Origin of the sequence: Bacillus sp. 205(2023), assembly GCF_037027485.1 — a bacterium.
In the GTDB taxonomy this organism is placed as follows: Bacteria; Bacillota; Bacilli; order Bacillales; family Bacillaceae; genus Bacillus; species Bacillus halotolerans.
In genome coordinates, this window is record NZ_JAXCHF010000007.1 from 76,198 (window position 1) to 90,086 (window position 13,889).

Genomic DNA, 13,889 nt, shown 5'->3' on the forward strand with positions numbered 1-13,889 from the left:
GGTCAGATGCTATCTGTCCCGGCACCTTCCGCCCGCCTATGAATAATCTGTAGGAAGCGGAAGGAGTGATCAATGATGGAAATCGGGATTATGTCTGTTCATGTTCTTTATGTGTTTTTTATTGGAGCGATCATTCTTTTTATGCTGCTGCGAAAAGATACAACCTTTATTTCGTTATTTGGGATTTTCATCATTTCGTTATGGGCCAGCCATTCGCTTTCAGCTTCGGTCAGCAGTTTATTCCACAGCTTCATCTATGCGGCATCTGAGCTGCTTCCTACGATTTTCATCATCTGTTTTATCGTGTCTATGAGTGATGTGTTAACGAAAACAGGGATAAATGAAGCGATGATTTCTCCCTTTGTCCGTCTTGTTAAAGGTCCTGTAATTGCATACTGGCTGATTGGCGGACTGATGTTTGCCATTTCTCTATTCTTCTGGCCTTCGCCGGGTGTCGCTTTAATCGGCGCCGTTCTGCTTCCGGCAGCCTCCCGTGCCGGCCTGCCGCCTATCGCTGCCGCCATGGCAATGAATTTATTCGGGCACGGCTTTGCCCTTTCAGGAGACTTTGTCATTCAGGCAGCGCCAAAACTGACAGCTGATGCAGCAGGCATCCCTGTCGGTGATGTCATCTCAGCAAGCATTCCGCTCGTTCTGATTATGGGCGTGACCACAACAACTGCCGCTTTCTTTATGATTCAGCGTGAACGCAAAAAACAATTGCGGCCCGCTTCTTTTTCCCCGATGATGTCAGAAGAACTTGACACTTCAATGTATTTGCCGAAACGTCTTCGGTCATTGCTGGCTCTTTTGATTCCTCTTGTATTTGGCGCCGATATCGCGTGCATGGTCATATTCAACCTTCAAGGAAATGATGCAACCGCGTTAATTGGCGGATCGGCCATTTGCATCCTGCTGATCGTTCATTTCCTTGTGTATAAACAGAAAGGGCTTGAAAAAATCACTGGATATTTTATCGAGGGGTTTCAATTCGGCTTTAAGGTTTTCGGTCCCGTCATTCCAATTGCCGCTTTCTTTTATCTTGGTGATTCCGGCTATGAGAGCATCTTGGGTACTGAACTCCCTAAACATTCACACGGCATTGTCAATGATCTCGGCATCGCCTTATCCCACGCCATGCCTATGTCTAAGGAGCTTGCCGCCGCAGCCTTGACTGCCGCTGGAGCCGTAACCGGACTCGACGGTTCAGGTTTTTCAGGCATTTCCCTCGCCGGCTCCATCGCCAAGCTCTTTTCATCCGCTCTCCATGCTGATCCAGCCGTCCTGACCGCACTCGGGCAAATATCAGCTATCTGGGTGGGCGGCGGTACGCTTATTCCATGGGCGCTCATTCCCGCCGCAGCCATTTGCAAGGTCGATCCATTTGAGCTTGCCAGAAAGAACTTCCTCCCCGTTGTGATCGGACTTTCGGTGACAACCATTGCAGCGATGATCATGCTTTGAAACCCGACCAGTTGAAATATTCAGACTTTTTCTATACAATCATGGAAAAGCTTAGAAAAGGGGGAAGCGGCTTTGTCCATAAAGACGCTGCAAAAAGAGATAAACAAACAGCTCGACAGCTGTTTCGATGAAATGGTGGAAATCAGGCGCCATTTCCATATGTATCCTGAACTTTCCAACCAGGAAGAAAAAACTGCCGCTTTTATTGCTTCCTATTACGAATCGTTAGGAGTCCCGATCCGCACCAAAGTCGGCGGCAATGGGGTTCTGGCTTATATTGAAGGCAGCGAACCCGGTCCTGCTGTCGCATTGCGGGCCGATTTTGACGCCCTTCCCATCCAGGATGAAAAAGATGTTCCTTACGCCTCCAAAGTGCCCGGTGTCATGCATGCATGCGGCCATGACGGCCATACAGCGGCTCTGCTTGCCGTCGGAAAGGTGCTTTATCAGAACAGGCATGATCTGAAAGGAACATTTATTATGATCCACCAGCACGCTGAGGAGTACGCGCCGGGGGGCGCAAAACCGATGATTGAAGACGGCTGTCTTGAAAACGCAGACGTCATATTCGGCACCCATCTTTGGGCGACTGAGCCGATCGGTACCATTCTCTGCCGCTCCGGCGCCGTAATGGCCGCAGCTGACAGATTTACAATCAGCATTCACGGAAAGGGCGGCCATGGCGCTCACCCCCATGATACAAAAGACGCCGTCCTGATCGGCTCGCAAATCGTTTCCTCGCTGCAGCATATTGTCAGCCGCAAAGTCAATCCGATTCACTCCGCTGTCATATCGACAGGCTCTTTCATGGCTGATAACCCGTTTAATGTGATTGCAGACCATGCAACTCTCATTGGCACAGCTCGTTCGTTTAATGAAAATGTCCGCGACATTCTGGAAAAAGAAATCGAAGCTGTTGTAAAAGGAGTGTGCAGCATGCACGGCGCTTCCTATGACTACAACTATGAACGCGGCTACCCGGCGGTAGTCAATCACCCTGCGGAGACCGACCATCTGGTAAACGTCGCAAAAACCACAGACGGCGTTCAACAGGTTCTTCAAGGTGAAACGCAAATGGGCGGCGAAGATTTTTCTTATTACTTACAGCATGTCAAAGGAACCTTTTTCTTTACCGGCGCCGCTCCTGAACAGCCTGAGCGTATCTTTTCCCACCACCATCCGAAATTTGATATCAATGAAAAAGCGATGCTGACTGCTGCCAAAGTGCTTGCGGGCGCTGCAATCACTTACCATTTATCATAAAAAAACAGCCGGAGTTTTACTCTCCGGCTGTTTCCTTTAATATTCTCAGATGAAAAACATGTCTTGCTGTATCTCCAAGCTGAGCAAGCAGTTTATAATTGGCAATTCCGCCGACTGCGGCCCCTACCCCTGGTAAAAGCTGAAAAAGCTTGACGACATCTATATAATCGCGGTATTCCTGCTGAAACACTCTCCAGGCAATATCCTTTTTCTCCGTCTCCCAGTTTTCAATGACAGAAAAAAGCGATTTGCGGCAGTCATCACTTGAAAAAGCAAGCTGAAATACAAGAAGCAAAAACATCCTTTCTTCTGCATTCTTCACATCAAAGCCGTATATCGAGGACAAAGTGAATAAACATTTCATCTTAATGGAAAGCAGCAGCGGGAAATCGGCAATACCTAAAAAGATGCCGCCCGCCCCGGTGCCGACTCCTTCAGCAGCCGCCACTTTCTGATAAGAAGCAATCGTTTTTTTCGCAAACTCGTTTTTTTCACTGAGTGAAAGCGTGCTTGTATCCTTCTTATAAGTGGTGATATTAGATCCTGCCATCGTTGCTTCCACCATTTTTTTCACGCTTTCAGTTACTGCTGCATGAATTTTTTCAGGTATTCGTTCATTCACCTTTGTTTGCACACGCTTTGAGAAGCGTTCAAACATGGAATCCTTTCGCAAAAAATGCATTTTCCATTGAAGAGCTTCCTGCATCAGCAGATTCTCGCTCATTTGACCTACCCCTTTTTTCAGCTCACAGCTTTCCGTGTTTTTTTAATCTGGCGGTCATGTAAGACGGCAGAACGCCAAAGATCAAGACGGCAGAGCCGATCAGCGCGTACAGAAAACCTGCAGCGCCCGCAGCATATGCAGAGGCCGCTGCCATGAGCAGAGCCTGCACGCTAAGCGCAGTTTTTAATAGAGAGAAATAGCTTTTCAGCTTCGCTTCCTTTTTGACAGGATATAGCTCTTGAAGCGCCAGATGGTCAAAGTGGCCAAACAGCGGCAAAAGCTGAATGCCTGTGATAAAGACGGTAAACACAGTCAAAATCCCTGCGATCATCGGGCTTGCAGACGCATACATAATAATCAGCGCGAAAATAACGGTTAATCTGACTTGAATGCCCAGATAATCACTTGAACGCAAAAACGCGCGGGCAAACATATAGGCAAACGTTTTACGCTGTTCAAACGGGACAAATCGCAGCAAAAAGTCGAGATACGCTCTCCGTTTCGCTTGTTTCTTTAAATGCGGCACATCCGTAAACAGGTTGGCAATCCGGTAAAAACGCTGCTTGCGTCTCAATTCGTATTCGATATGGCTTTCCCATTTAAATGTTTTTCCTTTTGCAGCGGAAGACACATAAAGATAAAGAGCCGCCATAATGATATAGATCACAAGCGCATACACATAAACCGACTGAAAAACAAAATACAGAACGAGTGTATTAGCGGCAAAACGAATGACAAGATCCATCTGTTTCATGCTTCGGTCATTTTGAAACGTCATACGCCATTCCAAGGCCTGATTCCACGCTTTCAGCAGCAGAAGCTGTACAAATACCGCCGCGTACGACACGAGCGATGCCCCCGGCATGACAGCGAAATAAAGCGGCATCGCTACAAGGCTCAGTGCAATCAGCGGAAACAACTGGGACACATAGCTGTAAACAAACGCCTGTCTCAAATATGGCTCCATCTTAGCCTCAAGCGGCAATAAGAAGACAAGGTCAGCCTCCTTTAAAAGCGTCCGCACATAAGATCCTGTCAGAACGAGTGAAAACAGAACGGCCATCACCCAAAAGGACGGAAAGTGAGCGGGAATGTCCCGTATCCATTTGCTGTACCAGCTCGCCGCACCTGCGATAAAAAAGATCAAAACGATAACGAGGTGATCGTTGAGCATATATTTCATGTACATTCTTGTTTCTTTTATATGCTCCTGCAGCCGTGACTGCCAAATATCCAGCATGTTATTCATGGCCAGCGTCTTCCTTTGTGAGCTCTAGATACAAATCATCCAGCGCCGCGTCCTTCATTCCAAACTGCTCTCTGAGCTCGGACAGCGTGCCGCGCGCCCGCACTTCGCCGTTATGTAAAATGATAAACGAATCACAATAGCGCTCCGCCGTTGCCAGGATGTGCGTTGACATCAGCACGCTCGCCCCGCTTTTCTTCGCTTCATTCATCCGCTCAAGCAGAGCATTGATTGCCAGCGGATCAAGTCCCAGAAACGGCTCATCAATGATGTAGAGCGCAGGCTCTGCCAAAAACGCACACATGATCATAACCTTCTGCTTCATCCCTTTAGAAAAATGCGCCGGGAACCATTTCAGCCTTTTTTCCATTCGGAATTCCTTTAACAGCGGCGGCAATCTTTTTTCCATGGTTTCTTTTGAAAGGCCGTATGCCATCGCCGTCAATTCAAGGTGTTCCATCAGCGTCAGTTCTTCATATAAAACGGGTGTCTCAGGAATATAAGTGAATTGGGACCGATAGCCTTCCCGATCCTCAGCAAAGGTTTTTCCGTTTAACTCAATAGATCCTTTATGCGGGTCCATCAGCCCGATGATATGTCTGATTGTTGTACTTTTACCTGCACCATTTAAACCGATTAAACCGACAATTTGGTTCGGCTCAAGGGTGAATGACACGTTTTTCAAAACCGGATTTCTCGTATAACCGCCGGTTAAGTCTTTTACCGATAGCAGAGACATAGTTTCTCCCCTTATATTGTTTTTCTTCATAGTACCAAAAACAAAGCCTGATTTGAAACAATTCCCTTTTAACAAATGATGAATTTGCTGTAATAAAGAGACAGGTTTCTGGACAATATAATCGTTGTAGAGGAAAAAGCATATCAACTGAAAAATGAGGTGTTTGTCAAAGACGTCTTAGGCACAGTTGGATAGAAAATAACATGTCCTATGCTCAAACCTTTTTGCATTCACTGAATTGATGAATCTTCATTTCTGAAGCTGACTATCAAATGAGGTGTTTATCGCAGGAATCGTTAGGCATTAAACAAGTCTTCATTTTATTGACAAATGAGGTGCTTACCAAAGGCATATCACATTTTCTTCATAAAGCTGATTCCTCTGCATTCAGGGTGAACGCTCCGCCGTTCATCCTGTTTTCTATTTTCTTCATTTCTGTGGTACGATGAGTTTATACATAAAAAAACAATTTCATAAGGAGGAACCCTCATGCATAGTGCAGAGAATTGTATCTTTTGTAAAATTATCGCCGGCGAAATCCCGTCAGCAAAGGTTTATGAAGATGAACATGTGCTGGCATTTCTCGATATCAGCCAAGTGACGAAAGGCCACACCCTCGTTATCCCGAAAACCCATATTGAAAATGTTTACGAATTTACAGACGAATTAGCGAAACAATATTTTCACGCCGTTCCGAAAATTGCCCGCGCCATCAGGGATGAATTTGAACCGATCGGCTTAAATACGTTAAACAACAACGGCGAAAAAGCAGGACAATCTGTTTTCCATTACCATATGCATATTATCCCGCGCTACGGAAAAGGAGACGGTTTCGGAGCAGTGTGGAAAACACATGCAGATGATTACAAACCGGAAGATCTCCAAGACATTTCTTCATCCATTGCCAAACGCCTGGCCTCATCATAAAGATGAGGTTTTTTTATTTGTGAACAATTCGCAAATATTCGTCATTTTCTTTTGATAATTCTAATTTTTTATCAAAAAAACTGAATTTTTGTGATAGGATAATTGTATTATTTATTACATTAACGTGGAAAACAGGGAGAGATCATGATGGAACGTACAACGAATTTTAACGCAGGTCCTGCAGCGCTGCCATTAGAAGTTCTGCAAACAGCACAGAAAGAGTTTATTGATTTTAATGAATCCGGCATGTCCGTTATGGAGCTTTCCCACCGCAGCAAAGAATATGAAGCGGTGCATCAAAAAGCGAAAAGCTTGCTGATTGAACTGATGGGCATCCCGGAAGACTATGACATTCTGTTTCTTCAAGGCGGGGCAAGCCTTCAATTCTCAATGCTTCCGATGAACTTTTTAACACCTGAAAAAACCGCTCATTTTATGATGACAGGCGCTTGGTCTGAAAAAGCGCTCGCTGAAGCGAAACTGTTCGGAAACACATCTGTGACGGCGACAAGCGAATCAGACAATTACAGCTACATTCCCAAGGTTGACCTTACAGATGTAAAAGACGGCGCATATTTACATATTACATCTAACAATACGATTTTCGGCACACAGTGGCAGGAATTCCCGAATTCTCCAATTCCGCTCGTCGCTGACATGTCCAGCGATATTTTAAGCCGAAAAATCGATGTATCCAAATTTGACGTCATTTACGGCGGTGCCCAAAAAAACCTTGGCCCTTCAGGTGTTACCGTTGTCGTAATGAAAAAATCATGGCTGCAAAATGAAAATGACAACGTTCCGAAAATCCTTAAATATTCAACACATGTCAAAGCGGATTCACTTTACAACACTCCGCCTACATTTGCCATTTATATGCTGAGCCTCGTCCTTGAGTGGCTGAAGAAAAACGGCGGAGTTGAAGCCGCTGAACAGCGCAACGAACAAAAAGCACAGGTTCTTTACAGCTGCATTGACGAAAGCAATGGCTTCTATAAAGGCCATGCCAGAAAGGACAGCCGTTCACGCATGAACGTTACCTTTACGCTCCGTGATGACGGATTAACGAAAAAGTTCGTTCAGGAGGCAAAGGAAACAAAAATGGTAGGCCTTGGCGGACACCGTTCAGTAGGAGGCTGCCGTGCTTCCATTTATAATGCGGTGTCACTGGAAGACTGTGAAAAATTAGCTGCGTTCATGAAGAAATTCCAGCAGGAAAATGAGTAAAAAGTCTGGCTGTGCAAACCATTCGTTTGGTATACTGTTTGCATAACAAATTCTTAAGCCTTCGCAATAAATGATGAGCATATTATTGGAGGGCAAAAAGCTTAGCAGAGGAGAGCATAGTTATGAAAACAAAAGAGTTAGTCATTATGGCTCTGTTTGCCGCAATCGGCGCAGCGCTCCATTCCATTATTCCGCCCTTTTTAGGCGGGATGAAACCAGATATGATGCTGATCATGATGTTTATGGGCATCCTTCTGTTCCCGCGGGTGCAAAATGTACTCGTTATCGGGATTGTGACCGGAATCATTTCAGCTCTTACAACCGCATTTCCGGCCGGACAGATTCCGAATATCATTGACAAACCTGTATCAGCGTTTCTGTTTTTCTTCCTGTTCCTTCTGGTCAGAAAGAGCCAGAAAACAGCTGCAGCCGCAGTGCTGACAGTCATCGGCACCATCTTATCAGGAACTGTATTTTTAACGTCAGCTTTATTTATCGTCGGTTTGCCTGGCGGTTTCGCCGCATTATTCGCTGCAGTCGTTCTGCCGGCAGCTGTATTGAATACAATTGCCATGATCATGATGTATCCGATTGTGCAAACCATTTTAAGACGCTCAAGTTTTATGGAAGCTGCAAAATAAATGTGACACAAAACCTCTTCCGCTTCCGGGAGAGGTTTTTTTAAAAAAAGAGCCCGCAGCATGTCAGCATGTTTTAAGCGAGGAGTTTTGTGAAAAAGATAAGACATAGTGTAAAGGCGGTTCCGGTTGAACAAACAAGCGCTTTCTGCCGGATGACTTTCTTCGGCGGATAAGAAGCAGCCTGGCTGAGAAGTCTGATATAGTAAATGGCGCCTGTTGCAAAGGCAAGGGTGATGCAGGATAACACAATCATAAAGACAGACAACCTTCTCCCTCCTTTTCACTTAAAAAATATGCTAAAATAAAGCAAGCTATGTATAGAAGTTCATTCTTCGAACAAAATTGAAAAAGCTGCATGTATCATATTTCAAGAAAAAAACGGGGTGATTTTAATGGCGGACGGACGTTCTCTATTAACAGGACTATTCGTGGGCGGCATCATCGGAGGTGCTGCAGTTCTTCTATCAGCACCTTCTTCAGGTAAACAGCTGCGTGAAAAAATCAAAACCAATTGCGATTCTTTTGAAGAAACGATCAAGCGCTTAAAATCAGACGGCTTAACTTTAAAGGACCAGCTAGTGAAAGCGGCAAAAGAAAGTGCAGATGTCATTAAAGACGTGAGCGGTGAACTGCAAACCTCAATTAAAAAATGGCAGGAAGAGATCAAACCTCATCAGCAGGATCTTCAAAAAGAAATCGCCGATATTGAAGAAAAAATCAAACAGCTGGAGAAAACCTTACAAAACTAATATCCTATTCAAAGGAAAAAAGTGCGGGTCATAACATGACCTGCACTTTTTTTATTCGCAAAAGCCTTTCCTAGCAACGGCTCAAGAATTTATTAAAAAATTCTTACATTTTCATCTTTATTAATCTTTATTTTATTGGCATAATAGAGAAAAAGATAAAGAGAAGCAGGTGACGTAATGAATCAAGTGGAACCGCCTTATGATGTGAAAGAGGCTCTGGTCTTCACCCAGAAAATGGCTCAGCTTAGCAAAGCTCTTTGGAAATCGATTGAGAAGGATTGGCAGCAATGGCTCAAACCGTATGACCTGAATATTAATGAGCACCATATTTTATGGATTGCTTATCAGCTGAATGGAGCTTCCATTTCTGAAATTGCAAAGTTCGGAGTCATGCACGTTTCAACGGCATTTAACTTTTCAAAAAAGCTTGAAGAACGCGGGTATTTAAGGTTTTCAAAACGGCTGAACGATAAACGAAACACATATGTTCAGCTGACTGAGGAAGGAACTGAGGTATTCTGGAGCTTGCTTGAAGAATTTGATCCGACGCGCAACGCGGTTTTTAAAGGGTCACAGCCTCTGTATCATTTATTCGGAAAGTTCCCTGAAGTGGCAGAAATGATGTGTATGATCCGCCATATATACGGCGATGATTTTATGGAAATCTTTGAAACATCCCTCACAAATATCGACAGCGACTTTGAAAGCGTAAACGGAAAACTGAAGAAAAAAGCAACGGACACTGCTGCGGATGAATCAGCTGAAGAACTTGAACCTGTAAACAGTTAATCAAAGTGTCTGATAATGTCTATAAAAACTTCCATCAGTTCTTTATAAAGCCCCTGCTCATACAGGGCAAAAATCGTTTCATGAACATCTAATTTTTCGTTCAGCTGTCCGGCAAAAAGCGCAAGGAGCTTATCAAAGGTTACAAATCCTTGCGCTTTTTGTGCTGCCAGCTCCTCCGACAATTCACCGCATATGCGCACAACCTCTTCCCCTTCTTCTCTGCTCAGCCCTTTATCAATCAGCAGCGCATAGAAAGGGTACCTGTCCATATCCACTGTTTTCACTAATAATTGTATGTAATATTCCAATCGCTCAATGCGATGATCCATCGAATCCATCCACACCACTTCTTTCTATCTTTAATCTTATTTTAGCTGATAATTCACTGAGAAGAAAGTTCTAACCCCATATTTCATAGATTGTTTGCTCCTTTCAAAAAAATACCTATTGAAAGATATTTTTTCTTAAAAAAGCATTGATTTTTTTTCTTGGGAGGAGTAAATTATTTTGAGATTCTATTCAAGATGTACGGAAGGATGACTTTGATGAATTGCTGGAAAACCATAAATCTGATGAAAGATTATGGTGCCGTTCGCATAATATTGATTGCTGTGTGTTTCATGATTATGGTTTTTATATCTAACTTCTTAGCATTTGAGCTGTTGCGGCCTAAAACAAGCTTGAGCGATGAATATGTACCGCTGTTCGGCGTTTTGCTCGTCGTTATTTTATTTGTACATAAAGTCATCCATGTCCTGCCGATCATCTGCAAAAAAAGAAAAATAGAAAAAAAGATTTATATATGGCGTATGCGAACGTGGAAACGAATACCGAAAACGACGATGCTGATTTCACTGTTAAGCCCTTTTATGCTGATAACACCTGTATTATTTTACGCCGCGCTGGCGTTTCCGAATCACGCCCATTACTTCTGCATGATTTCAGGCATTCATGCAGGCTACTGTCTGCCGGACTTTTTGCTGGCTCTGAAGCTGATGCAAGCACCGAAAGCATGCTTTATCGATCAGGAAGCAGACGGCTTGGATATTTTGGTCGAAAAGTAGCTGACGCTTGGCGCTGTGCCGATTTTTCAGTTTACATTCTATCTTTTTTGATAAATATTTGGTAATGTAATATGGGAGCAGTTCAGAGAGAGGGGGAATCTCCCATCATTTTATTCTATTTTATCGTGACTGCCTTGTTTATTGTTTACTTTATAAACAGGCTCACCAATACATTATGCCTTGTCAGAGAGATTCCTGAAGAGCGCCAGGATAAGGTATTTCGATTTATCAATGTATGTATATTAATTTTACTGATCTCTTCATTTGTGGAGATATCCTTTACTGTTTAAATATGAAGGAAGTAAAGAAAGCATAGTTGCCGGTCTCGCTAGAACCGGCAGCTATGCTTTTTTGCATTGATTAGTAAAGCCAAGAAGCGCCGATGATAATCAACAAGATAAATAAGACGACCAATAAAGCGAAACCGCCTGCAAATACTTCACCCATCTTAAAAAGCACCTCCTGTAAAAAGCTTTATTTTCCAATTACATCTTATGCAGTTAATTGATGAAACGATTAGGCGCTTGTGAAAGTAAAGGATCGCTTATACAACAAGCGATCCCTTTTGCTGCTTAGTAGATGTAAGCTGCACCTACAATGATAAGCAAAATGAACAGTACAACAAGCAAAGCGAAACCGTTTGAATATCCTCCGCTCATGTTACATACCTCCTTTTCTTGATCAATATATTTGTATGTCATCAGGGAAAGTTTGACTAGACGAATGCCCTTTATTTAAAATCTTTTTACAGAAAGCCACAATATGTTATGATACGCATAGGCAATTCAATTTGGAATGATTAGGAGTGTTTGAAAACAATGAAGAAAATCGCAATAGCAGCTATCACTGCTACAAGCATCCTCGCTCTCAGTGCTTGCAGCAGCGGCGACAAAGAAGTCATCGCAAAAACAGACGCAGGCGATGTAACAAAAGGCGAACTTTACACAAACATGAAAAAACAAGCTGGAGCGAGCGTCCTGACTCAGCTGGTGCAAGAAAAAGTTTTGGACAAGAAATACAAAGTATCAGATAAAGAAATTGACAACAAGATGAAAGAATACAAAACACAGCTCGGTGATCAATATACTGCGTTAGAAGATCAATATGGAAAAGATTACCTTAAAGAACAAGTTAAATATGAATTGCTTACACAAAAAGCAGCTAAAGATAACATCAAAGTTACAGATGACGAAATTAAAGAATACTGGGAAAACTTAAAAGGCCAAATTCGCGCAAGCCACATCCTTGTCGCTGACAAAAAGACAGCTGAGGAAGTAGAGAAAAAGCTGAAAAAAGGCGAGAAATTTGATGCCCTTGCGAAGGAATACTCTACAGACACAGGCTCAGCTACAAACGGTGGCGAACTTGGCTGGATTTCAAAAGATAACGAACAACTGGATTCCACATTCAGAAAAGCTGCATTCAAGTTGAAAACAAACGAAGTCAGCGACCCTGTGAAAACACAATTTGGCTACCATATCATCAAAAAGACTGAAGAACGCGGAAAATATGAAGATATGAAAAAAGATCTGAAATCTGATGTTCTCGAGCAAAAACTTAATGACAACACAGCTGTGCAGGCAGCCGTTCAAAAAGTAATGAAAAAAGCTGACATCGATGTAAAGGATAAAGATTTGAAGGATACATTTAACACTTCTGCTTCTACTGGCAGTTCTTCAAACAGTTCTAAATAATAAAAAAAAGCTGTGCAGGCTCACCGGAGCTGCGCAGCTTTTTTTATGCGATGGAATGATTTTGGTTTTCTTCCTCACGCTGCTGGGACGTGCGGCGTTCTTTTTCTTTTTCCATCCTTTCAATATAAATCTGACCTTCTTTTTCAATAAAAGACTGGTCTAACTTATCTTCCTCTTTGGCTGCTGACACCAGCTTATATGCACTGAAAATGATACCCACAATACAAAGATATACCCACCATGGAAAAAACAACACGGGCTTCTCCCCCTTTTGCATAGATTCTTTATTTTTAACCTTATGCAGGAATGAGACAGGTTATGAGCGGGAAAAGCATATCAAAAAGGACTGAGCTGAACATGTCAGCATCAGTCCTTTTTGATTATTGATGAAAAGTCGGTTTATAAAAGGAACGGTTTTCAAGTGCAAATACACGTTCAGTGTACTCACCCGGCTTCACGCGCTCAAGCGCTCTGTCCATCATATTCATTTTCGCATCCAGATTATCAATATAGTGCAAAATTTCCGCTTCTTTTACCATCGGCGGTTTTGGGCTGCCCCACTCTGCTTTGCCGTGATGGCTCAGGATCAAGTGCTGAAGAATCAACACCTCTTCAGAATCGATTTGAAGCTCCTCAGCCGCTTTGGACAGTTCTGTGACCATAATGGAAATATGGCCGAGCAGATTGCCTTCTACTGTATAGGAAGTGGAAACGGGCCCGGACAGCTCTTTCACTTTTCCGAGATCGTGGAGGATAACTCCTGCATACAGAAGATCACGGTCAAGAGACGGATATAAATCAGCAATGGCTTTTGCCAGATTCAACATAGAGACGACGTGATACGCTAAACCCGAGACAAACTCGTGATGATTTTTCGTAGCTGCCGGGTAATCCATAAATTCTGCTTCGTGCTTTTTGACCAAATATCTTGTTATCCGCTGGATATTTGGATTTTTCATTTCAAATATATATTGAGTGATGGTATCCAGCATTTCATTTTTCGGAATCGGCGCAGTTTCCAAAAAATCATCAATATTGACGTTTTCGCTCTCGCTTACCGGTCTGATATTTCTCAGCTTCAGCTGGGTGCGCCCGCGGTAATGGTGGACATCCCCCACAACCTTAACGATCGTCTGCGGCGCATAGGTTACTTCATCACTTTGCTTGGCATCCCACAGCTTGGCTTCAATATCACCTGACTGGTCTTGAAGCATCAGCGTTAAAAACGGTTTTCCATTGCTTGCAATCCCTTTTGTTAAGGATTTGATCAATAGATATTGGTCAACCTGTTCGCCAACCTCATGTAGCATAATCCCTTTAGCCATACTATTAAAGCTCCCTCCATATCTTACATAATATCAG

19 protein-coding genes are annotated in these 13,889 nt (G+C 43.3%); 10 read left to right on the top strand and 9 right to left on the bottom strand.

From position 1 onward, the window contains the following. Window positions 1–72 precede the first annotated feature (72 nt). Together WA325_RS16400 and WA325_RS16405 are read left to right on the top strand one after the other, a co-directional pair. Window positions 73–1,464, top strand: a complete 1,392-nt coding sequence (locus tag WA325_RS16400; protein ID WP_227598316.1) for a hypothetical protein — start codon at window positions 73–75, stop codon at window positions 1,462–1,464. Window positions 1,465–1,536: 72 nt separating this feature from the next. Then, window positions 1,537–2,727, top strand: a complete 1,191-nt coding sequence (locus tag WA325_RS16405) for a M20 family metallopeptidase (protein WP_227598317.1) — start codon at window positions 1,537–1,539, stop codon at window positions 2,725–2,727. A 16-nt stretch (window positions 2,728–2,743) separates the two neighbouring features. Here the strand turns inward: WA325_RS16405 and WA325_RS16410 are convergent, their stop codons facing one another. The 3 genes from WA325_RS16410 to ecsA are packed head-to-tail and all read right to left on the bottom strand — an operon-like array spanning window position 2,744 to window position 5,436. Beyond that, window positions 2,744–3,451, bottom strand: coding sequence for an EcsC family protein (locus WA325_RS16410; RefSeq protein WP_336183955.1), 708 nt, complete (start codon window positions 3,449–3,451; stop codon window positions 2,744–2,746). 22 nt (window positions 3,452–3,473) lie between these two features. Further along, entirely contained in the window at window positions 3,474–4,700 is a 1,227-nt protein-coding gene (locus WA325_RS16415) for an ABC transporter permease (RefSeq protein WP_105990521.1), read from the bottom strand. Further along, window positions 4,693–5,436, bottom strand: a complete 744-nt coding sequence (gene ecsA / locus WA325_RS16420) for an ABC transporter ATP-binding protein EcsA (protein WP_024120782.1) — start codon at window positions 5,434–5,436, stop codon at window positions 4,693–4,695. Before ecsA ends, WA325_RS16415 begins: the two co-directional genes overlap by 8 nt. Before the next feature lie 489 nt (window positions 5,437–5,925). Here ecsA and WA325_RS16425 point away from each other — a divergent pair, with 489 nt between their 5' ends. The 3 genes from WA325_RS16425 (at window position 5,926) to trpP (ending at window position 8,231) form a co-directional block, all read left to right on the top strand. After that, the gene (locus tag WA325_RS16425; protein ID WP_003327743.1) at window positions 5,926–6,363 is read left to right on the top strand and encodes an HIT family protein; all 438 of its coding nucleotides are present in this window, start codon (window positions 5,926–5,928) and stop codon (window positions 6,361–6,363) included. Between the two features lie 147 nt (window positions 6,364–6,510). Further along, window positions 6,511–7,590, top strand: coding sequence for a 3-phosphoserine/phosphohydroxythreonine transaminase (serC, locus tag WA325_RS16430; protein ID WP_336183956.1), 1,080 nt, complete (start codon window positions 6,511–6,513; stop codon window positions 7,588–7,590). Window positions 7,591–7,712: 122 nt separating this feature from the next. Further along, window positions 7,713–8,231: a tryptophan transporter TrpP gene (gene trpP, locus WA325_RS16435; protein WP_105955310.1), complete on the top strand. Its 519-nt coding sequence runs from the start codon at window positions 7,713–7,715 to the stop codon at window positions 8,229–8,231. A 73-nt stretch (window positions 8,232–8,304) separates the two neighbouring features. Here trpP and WA325_RS16440 read toward each other — a convergent pair whose 3' ends face one another. Beyond that, entirely contained in the window at window positions 8,305–8,496 is a 192-nt protein-coding gene (locus WA325_RS16440; RefSeq protein WP_024120779.1) for a hypothetical protein, read from the bottom strand. 127 nt (window positions 8,497–8,623) lie between these two features. Here WA325_RS16440 and WA325_RS16445 point away from each other — a divergent pair, with 127 nt between their 5' ends. Further along, window positions 8,624–8,980, top strand: a complete 357-nt coding sequence (locus WA325_RS16445) for a YtxH domain-containing protein (RefSeq protein WP_024120778.1) — start codon at window positions 8,624–8,626, stop codon at window positions 8,978–8,980. A gap of 177 nt (window positions 8,981–9,157) precedes the next feature. After that, window positions 9,158–9,769 carry an HTH-type transcriptional regulator Hpr gene (locus WA325_RS16450; RefSeq protein ID WP_010333593.1) on the top strand — a complete coding sequence of 204 codons (612 nt, stop codon included), beginning with the start codon at window positions 9,158–9,160 and terminating at the stop codon, window positions 9,767–9,769. Here the strand turns inward: WA325_RS16450 and WA325_RS16455 are convergent. Continuing rightward, the gene (locus WA325_RS16455) at window positions 9,766–10,107 is read right to left on the bottom strand and encodes a YhaI family protein (RefSeq protein ID WP_024120776.1); all 342 of its coding nucleotides are present in this window, start codon (window positions 10,105–10,107) and stop codon (window positions 9,766–9,768) included. The two genes, WA325_RS16450 and WA325_RS16455, sit on opposite strands and share 4 nt — an antisense overlap. A 207-nt stretch (window positions 10,108–10,314) precedes the next feature. Between WA325_RS16455 and WA325_RS16460 the strand changes: the two genes are divergently transcribed. Next, window positions 10,315–10,833: a DUF3267 domain-containing protein gene (locus WA325_RS16460; RefSeq protein WP_024120775.1), complete on the top strand. Its 519-nt coding sequence runs from the start codon at window positions 10,315–10,317 to the stop codon at window positions 10,831–10,833. Between the two features lie 71 nt (window positions 10,834–10,904). Beyond that, entirely contained in the window at window positions 10,905–11,123 is a 219-nt protein-coding gene (locus tag WA325_RS16465; RefSeq protein WP_081638266.1) for a hypothetical protein, read from the top strand. A 70-nt stretch (window positions 11,124–11,193) separates the two neighbouring features. Here WA325_RS16465 and yhzE2 read toward each other — a convergent pair whose 3' ends face one another. Next, on the bottom strand, window positions 11,194–11,280 hold the full coding sequence (yhzE2, locus tag WA325_RS16470) for a sporulation protein YhzE2 (protein ID WP_003155248.1): 87 nt from the start codon (window positions 11,278–11,280) through the stop codon (window positions 11,194–11,196). 125 nt (window positions 11,281–11,405) lie between these two features. Further along, window positions 11,406–11,492 (bottom strand): sporulation protein YhzE1, encoded by an 87-nt coding sequence (gene yhzE1 / locus WA325_RS16475; protein WP_003327753.1) that lies wholly within the window; start codon window positions 11,490–11,492, stop codon window positions 11,406–11,408. A 159-nt stretch (window positions 11,493–11,651) separates the two neighbouring features. On the opposite strand from yhzE1, the gene WA325_RS16480 reads away from it, so the two are divergent. Further along, a complete protein-coding gene (locus WA325_RS16480) occupies window positions 11,652–12,527 on the top strand; it encodes a peptidylprolyl isomerase (protein ID WP_105955309.1) in 876 nt (291 codons plus the stop codon). A 43-nt stretch (window positions 12,528–12,570) separates the two neighbouring features. Here WA325_RS16480 and WA325_RS16485 read toward each other — a convergent pair whose 3' ends face one another. Both WA325_RS16485 and yhaM read right to left on the bottom strand, forming a co-directional pair. Further along, entirely contained in the window at window positions 12,571–12,783 is a 213-nt protein-coding gene (locus tag WA325_RS16485) for a sporulation YhaL family protein (RefSeq protein ID WP_010333590.1), read from the bottom strand. 124 nt (window positions 12,784–12,907) lie between these two features. Continuing rightward, complete coding sequence (yhaM, locus tag WA325_RS16490) at window positions 12,908–13,852, bottom strand: 3'-5' exoribonuclease YhaM (protein ID WP_105955308.1); 945 nt, start codon at window positions 13,850–13,852, stop codon at window positions 12,908–12,910. Window positions 13,853–13,889: the final 37 nt, after the last annotated feature.